We start from the raw sequence: 13,099 nt of genomic DNA, 5'->3' as shown, positions 1-13,099 counted from the left end.
TAACGGCTATGACCGTACCCTTGCGGCAAAGCATTTGTTTCGTGACAAAATATAGGCATTGTATAACTTATACAGTCTTATATTTTCATTCTAGACTATACCATAATTTATGGGACAAAGAAACAACGAGACTGTCCATGCATCCGCTTTCTTCACTCATGCCGCAAAGCGTATTTTGGGTACGCAAAGCAAGCCTGCAGAAATAAGTTAATCTGCCTGCTTCACTTTCGTGCTGCTCGCGTTGCTTGCGCTCTTCAGCAATCCGGCTTTCTTCAATACATGAAGTACGCTCTTCTCCATTTCCTTCATCTTCATTTCCGTAGCTGGCTTTCTTACTATTAGGATGAAGTCGGTTTTGGGGACGATCCGGTTCGCTTGATGACGCACGATTTCCTTTATCATTCGGCGCATGCGATTGCGTACAACCGCATTGCCTATCTTTTTGCTAGCAGACACACCCAAGCGAAAAGGTTCCGCCGTTGGCTGCTTTGACCAATAGACGACGAATTGCCCATTCGCAAACGATTTGCCGCCTCGATAAATTCGGCTAAAGTCTTCACGGTTGCGAAGACGCAATTTTCTATGCACGACTGATGGCCACCGTTCTCTCGTAGATCTTCTAAGTATCGCCAGCAAGTAAGCAGGCTAAGCAGCCTGCACCCTACTCCTCAACATCATAAGCAAAAAAAAAAGACCACCGGACGTGGTCTTCTGCTTATGCGCTCAGTACTTTTCTTCCTCTTTGACGACGCGCTGCCAAAACTTTACGTCCGTTCTTCGTGCTCATCCGTTTGCGGAATCCATGCACTTTCGCGCGTTTGCTTACATTAGGTCTAAATGTAGGTCTCATCGTTCTGCACCTCCTATACTGCGTGTTTCCAATCAAGCGTAAACGGCTCTCGCCGCCTAAAATTGACGGAGCAGCATCGTTTCGCGGTGAAATATAAGCAGCTTCATAAGTATACGACTTACAGAGCCTTATATTTAAAAAAACGCTTTTTTTATTAAACCACGTTGGCTGTCAAAAGTCAATGACCTCCTCTTCGCCCCCTGTTGTTGATAAAAAATTCAGAACTGCGCTCTGTGGATAAACGCATGAAACGCCCCCATTTATCAAAAACTAATAACATGTGCACAATCCACAGGCACCCAAACCGAACTTTGTCGAAATCTTAACAAGATATAAACAATATGTAGTGGTGTAGATAACTTTTATGCACAAGCAGTTGAGAATGTGGATAAAATATGCGAATTCGTTGAAATATAAGGCATCTTTTGCTATGATAATTATGTTTTCACTGTGGATTAGCTCAATATTGCCTCAGTTTTATCAACAGCCTGTGGATAACATTGTGAACAAACTCATCCCCTATTTATAACTCATTCGCAAATTCTTCTGTATAATGTGGATGCTTTCGTTATAATACCCTGATTTTCGACATTTTTTCTTGTAACTGCGCCATTCGTGGCGATTGGATAAGGAGTGACAGTCTGTGGACAGCCATACCTATGATTTATGGCAGCAAGTGTTGTCGATCATCCAGACTAAATTAAGCAAGCCGAGCTTTGACACCTGGTTCAAAGCGACGAAGGCTTCTTTTGTCGATGATTCCATGCTTGAAGTAACAGCGCCGACAACATTTGCGGCCGAATGGCTGGAGGGCCGTTATACGAAGTTAATCAGAACGACACTGTTCGAGTTTTTGGGCAGACAGGTAGATGTTCGCTTCTCTATTGAAGAGCCGAAGGGTGCGGAGCCCGCTTATATGTTCCCGCCGAGAACGGTGAATTCCCCTGTCATGAACGAAGAAGCAACGCCAACTCATATGCTTAACCCGAAATATACGTTTGATACATTCGTAATCGGAGCCAACAACCGTTTTGCGCATGCTGCATCGCTCGCTGTTGCGGAAGCGCCGGCCAAAGCTTATAATCCATTGTTTTTGTATGGGGGCGTCGGGCTGGGAAAAACCCACTTGATGCACGCAATCGGCCACTACATCATGGATCACAACCCGAATACAAGGGTTCTATATATTTCGTCCGAGAAATTTACGAACGAATTTATCAACGCCATTCGCGATAACCGCGGTGAGAGCTTCCGTACGAAGTACCGTAATATCGACGTTCTGCTCATTGATGATATTCAGTTTCTAGCCGGAAAAGAGCAGACGCAGGAGGAATTTTTCCACACCTTTAATGCGCTGCACGAGGAACGAAAGCAAATCGTCATCTCAAGTGACCGTCCGCCTAAGGAAATTCCGACGCTGGAAGAGCGGCTCCGCTCCCGCTTTGAATGGGGACTTATTACGGACATTCAGCCGCCGGACCTGGAGACGCGGATCGCTATTTTGCGTAAGAAAGCTCGGGCCGAAAATTTAGATATTCCGAACGAAGCGATGATCTATATCGCCAATCAAATCGATACGAACATTCGTGAATTGGAAGGCGCCCTTATTAGGGTAGTCGCCTATTCCTCCTTAATAAACGCTGACATTACGTCGCATTTGGCGGCCGAAGCGCTCAAGGATATCATTCCCTCCAGCCGGCCTAGAATGATTACGATGCATGATATTCAGACAAAAGTCGGGGAGTTCTACGGACTGCGGCTTGAGGAGTTCAAAGCGCGGAAACGGACGAAGGCCGTAGCCTATCCGCGGCAAATCGCTATGTATTTATCGCGGGAGCTGACTGACTTCTCGCTGCCTAAGATCGGTGAGGCATTCGGAGGCCGTGACCATACGACCGTCATCCATGCCCATGAGAAAATTACGCAGCAGCTCAAGATCGATCAGGACCTGTACAAAATCATTCAAAATCTGACCGAAAAAATCAAAAATCATATGTGAACAACTAAGCAAGCCTATGCACACGCTATGCACATGTGGATAGGCTTGCTTTATCGGTCTTCCACGGGGTTATCCACATATTCAGGGCCCCTACTACTACGACTACTAAAAATCTTTAAAAAAACATCATCAAACAAGCGTAAACGGCTATCGCCTTTAGAACCAAAAAAATATTCGTTCGTGCGAACTCATACTTGGATGAATTTATAAGAACGCTAGGAGTGAAACCATGAAATTAACAATCTCGAAAAATGAACTTAACGATGCTATCCAGCAAGTAGCGAAGGCTGCATCCTCCCGCCCTGCCATACCGATCCTTGGCGGTATCAAAATCGAAGTCACTCATCTTGGGGTAACACTTACCGCAAGCGATACCGATATATCGATTCAGAGCTTTATCCCTGTGGAGAGAGATCAATTCGTTATTGCACATGTGGATAAACCCGGAAGTGTCGTTTTGCCAGCAAAGTTTTTTGTGGAAATCGTAAAAAAGCTTCCTTCCGAGCAAGTCGTTATCGAAGTGAGCAATACTTACCAAACGATCATTCGCTCCGGTTCAACTGAAATCCAAATGGTGGGCCTTGATCCTGAGGAATTTCCGGTTCTGCCGTCTATTGAACAAAATGAAGTGCTTCAAATGCCTGGCGATTTATTAAAAGCGATGATTCGGCAAACCGTTCTCGCAGCTTCGGCAAGCGAACAAACGCCAATTTTGACAGGTGTATTATGGAACTTGCTTGAAGGCGAGCTGAAATTTGTCGCAACCGACCGCCATCGTCTGGCAAGCCGCACCGCACAAGTCGACACGGATTCACAATTCAAATTCAGCAATGTCGTTATTTCAGCCAAAACGCTTATCGAGCTGTCGAAGCTTGTTCCTGAGCAAAATGCGCTTGTCGACATCGTTGTAGCAGACAACCAAGTTCTATTTAAGCTTGGAAACGTGTTGTTCTATACGCGTATTCTTGACGGAACCTATCCCGATACTTCTAAGATTATTCCGCAAACGTTCAAAACAGAACTTGTCCTTGATACAAAAAATGTGATGGATGCGATAGACCGTGCCTACCTGATGTCACGTGAGGAAAAAACGAATATCGTTCGCCTTATGACGCTTGAGGACGGAACCATCGAAATTTCATCCAGCTCAACGGAGCTCGGCCGTGTTACCGAACAGCTTGAAGCGAAGGAATTTAACGGAGAACCGCTTAGAATCGCGTTCAACTCCAAATATATGCTAGATGTGCTTAAGGTTATTGACAGCGAGCAGCTGTTCATCGGCTTTACAGGCGCTATGAGCCCGATTATTATTCGTCCTATGGATCATGCGTACAGCATGTACGTCATTTTGCCTTACAGAACGACAGGCTAACGAAGCATCCAAGCGAAGAAAGGAATGACCTATTTCGATGAAAGAAATCGGCATTAAGACAGAATATATAACGCTCGGCCAGTTTTTGAAGCTATCGGATTGCATTTCAACCGGCGGTCATGCGAAGTTTTTCCTTCAGGAAAACACAGTCGTTATCAACGGGGAACCGGATAATCGCCGAGGCAGAAAATTGTATGCTGGGGATAAAGTAGAGGTTGAAGGCTGCGGCGCATTTACAGTAGGTAAAGCGTAACGCACCAACGGACCGGGAGGTCAAAACATTGTTTTTAACGAGCATACAGCTGCAAAATTATCGGAACTATAGTGAGCTCGACCTGCAAACGCCAAATAAGGTCAACGTATTTCTTGGGCCTAACGCCCAGGGCAAAACCAATCTGCTCGAAGCGATATTCGTGCTTGCGCTGACCAAGTCGCATCGCACTTCGAAGGATAAGGAGCTTATTGGCTGGCAGGCCGATTCCGCTCGGATCGCAGGCGAGGTAGATAAGAAGTATGGATCGATGAAGCTGGACCTGCTATTTTCCGCACAAGGAAAGAAAGCGAAAATAAACGGACTAGAGCAGCGCAAGCTCAGTGACTTCATCGGTTCGGTCAATGTCGTCATGTTCGCGCCAGAGGATCTCGAAATTGTAAAAGGCACGCCGGGTATACGAAGACGGTTTCTCGATATGGAAATCGGACAAGTACAGCCCGGCTATTTGTATACGCTCCAGCAGTATGGAAAAGTGCTGCAGCAGCGCAACAACTTTTTGAAGGCAGCCTATCCCGGCGGGGCAAATCAGACGATGCTGGATGTGTGGAATATGCAGCTGGCGGAGCATGGTGTTAAAATCATGAAAAAAAGGAAACACTTCATACATAAATTACAAACGTTCGCGGAACAAATTCATGCAGGCATAACGAACGGTGCAGAGCAGCTCACAATTGAGTACCGCCCTTCATTTGACACGGATGCTCAGCAAGATGAAACTGTTTTATTTGATCAATTTATGATAAAGTTAACACAGGTGAGAGATCAGGAGATTCGCAGAGGCGTTACGCTTGTTGGACCGCATCGCGATGATTTGGCGTTTTTTATAAACGGCAAGGAAGCGCAAATATTCGGCTCGCAAGGGCAGCAGCGAACGACGGCCCTATCTTTAAAATTGGCAGAAATAGAGCTCATTAACGAGGAAATCGGCGAATACCCGCTTTTGCTGCTTGACGATGTGCTGTCGGAGCTTGATCAGAATCGTCAAACCCAGCTTATTGAGACATTTCAAAGCAAAGTACAAACCTTTATTACAACGACCGGCCTTGAAAGCGTGAATGTGAGCAGGCTTCAAGACGCCGGCATCTACCATGTGCATGACGGCCGAGTGACACGTTAAATTGCGAGCAGGAGAGGTGAGAAAGAGGGCATGTACATCCATTTGGGCGGCGAGAAAATAATTCGGGCTGCGGAGCTGGTGGCCATTTTTGATATTTCTATCGAGCAGTCCTCTAAACTATCCAAGCAATTCGTTGCGGGAGCACGTAAGCGTAAGGACGTTGAGACGATAGGCGAGGAAGAGCCAAAATCGATCGTTGTAACGAAGCAGAAAATATATTATTCGCCTATTTCATCCTCTACGCTGAAGAAGCGAGCCCATCATTTTGCGGCAAACGGCTAGAGCGAAGGCGATCAGGAAGAGCAGTTGAGAGGAGCAGTGAAGTTGCATGTCTTTGGAGCAGCATACGTATGACGAGAGTCAGATACAGGTTCTGGAAGGATTAGAGGCAGTACGCAAACGTCCGGGGATGTATATTGGCTCCACTAGTGGAAAAGGTCTTCACCATCTCGTATGGGAGGTTGTCGATAACAGTATTGACGAGGCTTTGGCCGGTTATTGCTCGAGAATCGAAGTTATCGTGCATGAGAATAACAGCGTAACCGTTATTGATAATGGACGCGGTATTCCCGTAGGCGAGAATGCAAAGCTGAAAAAATCGACGCTAGAAGTCGTTATGACTGTTTTGCATGCGGGTGGTAAGTTCGGCGGAGAAGGCTATAAAGTTTCCGGCGGCTTGCACGGGGTCGGCGTATCGGTCGTAAACGCATTGTCCGAGCTCGTCATTGTTCAAGTAAAACGCGATGGCAACATCTATCAGCAAGAGTACCGCAAGGGTGCTCCGCAATATGACATCAAAATTGTTGGCGAAACATCGGAGACTGGAACGCAGGTTACGTTTACGCCGGACAGCGAGATTTTCACAGAAACGACAGTATACGACTATGAGACGCTGCAATCGCGTATTCGCGAGCTGGCGTTTTTGAATAAAGGCATCGAGATCGTACTTTCCGATGAACGTACAGGTGTGTCGAATACGTTTATGTACGAAGGCGGCATTATCGAGTTCGTTAAATATTTGAACCGAACGCGCGAACCGCTTCATGAGCTGCCGATCTACGTTGAAGGATCGAAGGACCATATTCATGTTGAGGTCGCTTTGCAATATAACGACAGCTATACCGAGAACATTTATTCGTTTGCTAACAATATCAATACCCATGAGGGCGGAACGCATGAATCTGGCTTTAAGAGCGCTCTGACGCGGATCATTAACGACTATGCCCGCAAAACGAACCTTATCAAGGACAACGATTCCAACTTCTCCGGGGATGATGTGCGCGAAGGCTTGACGGCGATTATTTCTGTCAAAATTCCTGAGCCGCAGTTCGAGGGACAAACGAAAACAAAGCTTGGCAACAGTGAAGTCCGCGGGATCGTAGAATCCTTTTTCGCCGAGAAGCTGCAGGAGTTCCTTGAGGAAAATCCGGCGGTTTCGCGCAAAATTGTAGAAAAAGGCTTGCAGGCTGCACGTGCCCGTGAGGCTGCGCGCAAAGCGCGTGAGCTGACTCGTCGCAAAAGCGCGCTTGAAGTCGGATCTCTGCCAGGTAAGCTTGCCGATTGCTCCTCCAAGGACGCATCGATCAGTGAGCTTTACATCGTAGAGGGTGACTCTGCCGGCGGTTCCGCGAAGCAAGGCCGCGATCGCCATTTCCAGGCGATTTTGCCACTGCGCGGTAAGATTTTGAACGTAGAGAAAGCGCGTCTTGATCGGATTCTTGGCAATGCGGAGATTCGGGCGATCATAACGGCGCTCGGTACCGGCATTAGCGATGACTTTGATCTCTCGAAAGCGCGTTACCACAAAATCATTATTATGACCGATGCCGACGTCGATGGCGCGCATATCCGTACGCTTATGCTGACGTTCTTCTATCGCTACATGCGCCAAATTATTGATGCAGGCTATATTTATATCGCACAGCCGCCGCTATTTAAAATCGAGCGCAATAAAGTAATCCGCTATGCGCAGACCGAAAAGGAACGCGATAGAATCATTGCAGAGTTCGGCGAAGGCGTTAAAGTAAACGTTCAGCGCTATAAAGGACTTGGAGAGATGAATGCGACTCAGCTATGGGAGACAACGATGGACCCGGAAAGCCGTACGATGCTGCAGGTAACGATCGAAGATGCGATTGAAGCCGACGTTGTATTCGATACGCTCATGGGAGATAATGTTGAGCCTCGTCGTGATTTCATTCAAAAATACGCTAGATACGTAACAAATCTAGACTTTTAACGACATCAACTGCAAGAAGCAGGCGCCCATTACGGACGTCTGCTTCTTTTTTTTACGCGGCCATACGCTACAGCATAGCGGTATACTTTTTGAAACACGCTTTGGTCGGGCAGTTTCCGGAAAATATAAAGATCAGGACATGTATTGACTTCCAAAATCCAAGGATGCAGCTTCGTGTCGATAGCGATATCTACCCCCAGCTCTTTAAGGTTCGGATAGGCCTCTTGCAGATTGTTCGCAACTGTAATGCTTAATTTTCTTAACCGGTTGTTAAAAGCTTCAAGCTCAGAGGGAGAAGCATGCTCGGCCATAAGCCTCTCAAGTGCCATCGGCGTACCGCCGCTATGGTAATTGGTTACGATTTTTCCGGGATGGGCAAGTCGTCCGATGATGCCGGTCACTTCCCAATCATTGCGCAAGTTTTTTTGGACCATGACGCGTATATCGAAGCGGCGCCTTTGATGCTTGAGCAGATGTATCCCTTTTTGAACCAGATATTTACGGTTCTTCTTTTGCCTAACGAGCCGAAGATAAAGATGCCCAAACGTGGGGGAGAACATGACTTTTTTACCCAGCTGGTAGCGATAGCCTAGAGCAGGAGTGTTTGTTCTTTCCACGCGTATGACACCATTGCCTTTTGTCCCGCTAACCGGCTTGACGTAGACCATGCCATATTCGCTTAGCATCGAATGCAGGCTCTCGCGAGTGAACAGCTTCGCTGGAGGCATATATTGGCGCAAATAATCCGATCTGAGCATAATTTTTGATTTAGCCCATTTACTCGTAACGCGTTGAATGCTCAACGATTTTTCTCCTCTCCCAGTGCTTCTTTAGCTGTAATGGATTTCAAATGATGCAGGAGACAGACTTAGAATTGAATGGTATAATGAAAGTTGGGTCTGTTTATTTTATGGCGGTTTTACGTATATGGAGAGCGGTAATTCACCTATTTTTGACGCCAAATGAAACAAGTTTTGCGGGAATTCCAAAAGCATGAGCAAAAAAGGTTTATATGCTCGCTTTTTGAGAAAGTAATATAAGGGTTATGTTGATTTAAGAGTAGCTATAGATAGCGTCAGGGAGGTAAATCATGGCGGAAGAACAACGTATATCTATAAGAGATCGGGATATTGGTACGGAAATGCGTGATTCCTTTATGGATTACGCAATGAGTATCATTGTAAGCCGTGCTCTTCCCGATGTTAGGGATGGTCTAAAGCCTGTGCATCGACGCATTTTGTTTGCGATGTCTGAGCTAGGCATGTCGCCGGACAAGCCGCATAAGAAGTCCGCGAGAATCGTGGGAGAAGTAATCGGTAAGTACCATCCGCATGGTGATTCCGCGGTATATGAATCGATGGTACGGATGGCGCAGGATTTCTCCATGCGTTATATGCTCGTTGATGGACACGGTAACTTCGGTTCTATCGATGGTGACTTTGCAGCAGCCATGCGTTATACGGAAGCCCGGCTTTCGAAAATCGCAATGGAACTGCTTCGTGACATCAATAAGGACACGATTGATTTTGCACCCAACTATGATGGTGAAGAATCAGAACCGGTAGTATTGCCGGCAAGGTATCCGAACCTGCTCGTAAACGGGGTTACGGGGATTGCCGTTGGTATGGCTACCAATATTCCACCTCATAACTTGAACGAGGTAATTGACGGGGTTCAGGCTCTAATTGTTAACCCTGATATTACGCCGGTCGAGCTGATGGAATATATTAAAGGCCCTGATTTCCCTACAGCCGGTTTTGTAATGGGCCGCCAGGGAATTCGACAAGCCTATTTGACAGGCCGCGGGTCAGTAACGATGCGGGCACGGGCAACTATTGAGGAGAATAACGGCAAAGCGCGCATTATTGTGCATGAATTGCCTTATCAAGTCATCAAGGCTCGTTTGGTTGAAAAAATAGCTGAGCTTGTTCGCGAGAAGAAAATCGAAGGCATAACCGATTTGCGCGATGAATCTGACCGCAACGGTATGCGTGTTGTCATAGAGCTTCGCCGAGATGTAAACCCAAGCATCGTGCTTAATAACTTATACAAGCATACGCAGCTGCAATCCAACTTTGGTATCAATATGCTGGCGCTCGTAAATGGTGAGCCTAAGACGCTTAACATTCGCGACATGCTCTATCATTATTTGCAGCATCAAATCGAGGTTATTCGTCGCCGCACGGAATTTGAGCTGAAGAAGGCTGAAGCTCGTGCACATATTCTCGAAGGCCTGCGCATCGCGCTTGACCATTTGGACGAGGTAATCGCATTAATTCGCGGTTCCCAAACGGCTGATCAAGCACGTGAAGGGTTGATTACAAGGTTCTCGCTCAGCCATGAGCAAGCACAAGCGATTTTGGATATGCGCTTGCAGCGTTTGACTGGGTTGGAAAGAGACAAAATCGAAGCAGAATACGCAGAGCTTATGCGTAAAATTGCTGAATATAAGGCGATTCTAGCCGATGAGCAGCTTGTGCTTGATATTATCAGCACTGAGCTTAATGAATTGAAAGAGCGTTTCGGCGATGAGCGCCGTACGGAGCTAATGGCGAGTGATGAAGAAATTCTCGATGAGGATCTCATTCCACGTGAGGATGTCATCATCTCCATTACGCATACGGGCTACATCAAGCGTTTGCCGGTCGGCACATACCGCAGCCAGAAGCGCGGTGGTAAAGGCGTAGTCGGCATGGGCACAAAGGATGACGATTTTGTCGAGCATCTATTTGTATCCAATACGCATCACTACTTATTGTTCTTCACGAACAAAGGTAAAGTGTACAAGCTGAAAGCCTATGAGATTCCCGATCTTAACCGGACTGCTCGCGGAACGCCGATCATCAACCTCATTCAAATCGAACAAGGTGAGACGATCAATGCGGTAATCCCGGTTCAAGAGTTTGATTCGGAGCACTTCTTGTTCTTTGCTACAAGACAAGGGGTTGTGAAGAAGACTCCGCTTGATGACTATGTCAACATTCGGAAAGTCGGACTAATCGCGATCTCGCTCCGTGAGGACGATGACTTGATCGGCGTGAAGCTGACTGACGGCAACCAGGAGATCATTATGGGTACGGCGCAAGGGATGTCCATCCGTTACTCCGAGCAGGATGTTCGTTCGATGGGACGTTCCGCTACCGGCGTAAAAGGTATCGCGCTTGATGACGACGATACCGTAATTGATATGGACGTCATCGTACCGGATAAGGATATTCTTATCGTTACCTCCAAAGGTTACGGCAAACGGACACCAGTGGCCGATTACCGGATTCAGAACCGTGGCGGTAAAGGGATTAAGACACTTAACGTAACGGATAAGAATGGACCAATCGTATCGCTTAAGGTCGTTGAGAACGATGAAGACCTTATGATTATGACGGCATCCGGAACGATGATCCGCACCAGTATGGAAGGCATATCGACAATGGGCCGGAATACACAAGGTGTAAAACTCATTAATACGCGTGAGGATGATACGGTAGCGACCGTTACCCGTGTTGCTCGCAGCGAAGAAAATGAAGTGTCCGATGAGAACGAAGAGCAAGAAGGCGGCGAAACGTCAATAGAGTAAATTCGGCGAACGCAGCTGATGCCGCAGCAATGCGGCTCAGCATGCGTTTCGTTGCTAATATAAGGTACAGGCATACTATTCAAGCACAGAGGGAGAGGACTCTCGTGGCAGCGGTAACGTTATCACATCTTAAGCTAGGCGACAAAATTATTGAAGATGTCCTCACCCCGCTTGGCGGTACTCTATTTCATAAGGGGAAGATCGTTACAGCCAAAGAAATAGACATACTGCAAGCATTCCTTATCACAAGTGTTGAAATCGAATCGAACCAAGCATCGGGCAAAACTCGAGAAGATGATGATGAGGATGCTGAACAAGAGGCAGCGCCCGTTTTTGTCGGAACTCTTCTTCATGAAGAGTATGACAAAATGGTCAATGTGCTGCGTCAAGTATTTAACTCTTTTGTAGCGGGTCAAGCGATGCCTGTTATGGATATCCGCAAGCAGCTCGAAAAGATGCTGGAGCATATTAAAAGCTATAACTTGCTGACATTTGTGCCGCGTCATTTTATGGAGAAGGATTATTTGCTTCATAATAGCATTACTTCTGCTCTAACTTCCTACCTGATTGCACAATGGACCGGCTTTCCTCAAAAGGATTGGATGCAAGTAGCATTTGCAGGTTTATTGCACGATATCGGCAATGTAAAGATCGACAGATCGATTTTGACGAAGCCGAATCCGTTATCGGCGGAAGAGAAAGAAGAAATGATGCGTCATACGGTTCTTGGTTATCAATTGCTTAAAAACGTACCTGCACTTAATGAAGGCGTGAAGATGGCTGCGCTGCAGCATCACGAGAAGGTAGACGGAACCGGTTATCCGCTTGGCATTGATGCGACAAAAATCCATCCGTATGCCAAAATTGTAGCGATCGCCGATATTTTTCACGCGATGACTTTGAATAAGGCGTATAGGAAGGCAGCATCTCCTTATCTTGTTTTGGAGCAAATTCAAAGCGATGCATTTGGCAAGCTGGATCCTAGTTACGTTCGAACCTTTGTAGAGAAGGCGACTCAGTTCCATAATGGAACGATCGTAAGGCTCAGCGATGAACGGATTGGCGAGATTGTATTCTCGGATCGCAATCATCCAACACGGCCATGGGTGTCCATGGACGGAACAATCGTAAACCTTATCGTCGAGCGACATCTACATATAAAAGAAGTGCTCAGATAGATCACCCTTTCTGAGAATGGCAGCAAGCACAGGATCACTGTAGAGAAGCTCAATTATCTCTAACAGTGTGAACCGCGCTTGCTGTTTTATATTGCAGAGAGTAATTCCCTTTATAGAAGAATGCAGCTCCGAAGCAGCGTGAGTATGAATAATGTTGAGCTATATATGAGGGTAAATATAGGCGCTACAAGGGCTAAAATGCTAAAGTGAAAATTTTTTCACTAAATATGAAAATAATACTTGCATTGGTATAGGCGCCTGTGATATATTATCTAAGTCGCCAACGAGACAAACGGCCGACACGAAAGAAAAGATTGTTCTTTGAAAACTGAACAACGAGTAATGACTGCCCTTATGATTCTAACGAATCGTAAGAAAAAGCGATGAAAAGTAATGAGCATTTCAAACACCAATTTGGAGAGTTTGATCCTGGCTCAGGACGAACGCTGGCGGCGTGCCTAATACATGCAAGTCGAGCGGATCTTGTCCTTCGGGA

11 protein-coding genes are annotated in these 13,099 nt (G+C 46.5%); 8 read left to right on the top strand and 3 right to left on the bottom strand.

From position 1 onward, the window contains the following. Positions 1-207: 207 nt before the first annotated feature. Both rnpA and rpmH read right to left on the bottom strand, forming a co-directional pair. Entirely contained in the window at positions 208-588 is a 381-nt protein-coding gene (gene rnpA / locus ADU23_RS08930; RefSeq protein WP_053373412.1) for a ribonuclease P protein component, read from the bottom strand. Between the two features lie 127 nt (positions 589-715). Next, positions 716-850, bottom strand: coding sequence for a 50S ribosomal protein L34 (gene rpmH / locus ADU23_RS32035; RefSeq protein WP_054025773.1), 135 nt, complete (start codon positions 848-850; stop codon positions 716-718). Positions 851-1,493: 643 nt separating this feature from the next. Between rpmH and dnaA the strand changes: the two genes are divergently transcribed. From dnaA to gyrB, 6 genes are all read left to right on the top strand, one after another. Beyond that, positions 1,494-2,849: a chromosomal replication initiator protein DnaA gene (gene dnaA, locus ADU23_RS08925; RefSeq protein ID WP_053373411.1), complete on the top strand. Its 1,356-nt coding sequence runs from the start codon at positions 1,494-1,496 to the stop codon at positions 2,847-2,849. A gap of 229 nt (positions 2,850-3,078) precedes the next feature. Continuing rightward, complete coding sequence (gene dnaN / locus ADU23_RS08920; protein WP_053373410.1) at positions 3,079-4,221, top strand: DNA polymerase III subunit beta; 1,143 nt, start codon at positions 3,079-3,081, stop codon at positions 4,219-4,221. A 37-nt stretch (positions 4,222-4,258) separates the two neighbouring features. Next, positions 4,259-4,474, top strand: coding sequence for a S4 domain-containing protein YaaA (gene yaaA, locus ADU23_RS08915; protein ID WP_053373409.1), 216 nt, complete (start codon positions 4,259-4,261; stop codon positions 4,472-4,474). 28 nt (positions 4,475-4,502) lie between these two features. Next, positions 4,503-5,612: a DNA replication/repair protein RecF gene (gene recF / locus ADU23_RS08910; protein WP_053373408.1), complete on the top strand. Its 1,110-nt coding sequence runs from the start codon at positions 4,503-4,505 to the stop codon at positions 5,610-5,612. A gap of 30 nt (positions 5,613-5,642) precedes the next feature. Next, entirely contained in the window at positions 5,643-5,894 is a 252-nt protein-coding gene (gene remB, locus ADU23_RS08905) for an extracellular matrix regulator RemB (protein WP_012772007.1), read from the top strand. A gap of 46 nt (positions 5,895-5,940) precedes the next feature. Beyond that, positions 5,941-7,851, top strand: coding sequence for a DNA topoisomerase (ATP-hydrolyzing) subunit B (gene gyrB, locus ADU23_RS08900; RefSeq protein ID WP_053373407.1), 1,911 nt, complete (start codon positions 5,941-5,943; stop codon positions 7,849-7,851). A gap of 29 nt (positions 7,852-7,880) precedes the next feature. Here the strand turns inward: gyrB and ADU23_RS08895 are convergent, their stop codons facing one another. Continuing rightward, positions 7,881-8,654, bottom strand: a complete 774-nt coding sequence (locus tag ADU23_RS08895; RefSeq protein ID WP_082311041.1) for a YheC/YheD family protein — start codon at positions 8,652-8,654, stop codon at positions 7,881-7,883. A gap of 287 nt (positions 8,655-8,941) precedes the next feature. Between ADU23_RS08895 and gyrA the strand changes: the two genes are divergently transcribed. Next, positions 8,942-11,425 carry a DNA gyrase subunit A gene (gene gyrA / locus ADU23_RS08890; RefSeq protein WP_053373406.1) on the top strand — a complete coding sequence of 828 codons (2,484 nt, stop codon included), beginning with the start codon at positions 8,942-8,944 and terminating at the stop codon, positions 11,423-11,425. A gap of 104 nt (positions 11,426-11,529) precedes the next feature. Further along, positions 11,530-12,603 (top strand): HD-GYP domain-containing protein, encoded by a 1,074-nt coding sequence (locus ADU23_RS08885; RefSeq protein ID WP_053373405.1) that lies wholly within the window; start codon positions 11,530-11,532, stop codon positions 12,601-12,603. The last annotated feature ends 496 nt before the right edge of the window (positions 12,604-13,099 follow it).

Origin of the sequence: Paenibacillus sp. FJAT-27812 (assembly GCF_001273905.1) — a bacterium.
Taxonomy (GTDB): domain Bacteria; phylum Bacillota; class Bacilli; order Paenibacillales; family Paenibacillaceae; genus Pristimantibacillus.
The sequence above is the reverse complement of the archived record's forward strand: the minus strand, read 5'-3'. Positions and strand labels throughout refer to the sequence as shown.

Excerpts from the sequence above, each read along its gene's own strand:
- dnaN (WP_053373410.1), top strand. The coding sequence starts at position 3,079 with ATGAAATTAACAATCTCGAAAAATGAACTTAACGATGCTATCCAGCAA.
- gyrA (WP_053373406.1), top strand. The coding sequence starts at position 8,942 with ATGGCGGAAGAACAACGTATATCTATAAGAGATCGGGATATTGGTACG.
- remB (WP_012772007.1), top strand. The coding sequence starts at position 5,643 with ATGTACATCCATTTGGGCGGCGAGAAAATAATTCGGGCTGCGGAGCTG.
- yaaA (WP_053373409.1), top strand. The coding sequence starts at position 4,259 with ATGAAAGAAATCGGCATTAAGACAGAATATATAACGCTCGGCCAGTTT.
- rpmH (WP_054025773.1), bottom strand. The coding sequence starts at position 850 with ATGAGACCTACATTTAGACCTAATGTAAGCAAACGCGCGAAAGTGCAT.
- gyrB (WP_053373407.1), top strand. The coding sequence starts at position 5,941 with ATGTCTTTGGAGCAGCATACGTATGACGAGAGTCAGATACAGGTTCTG.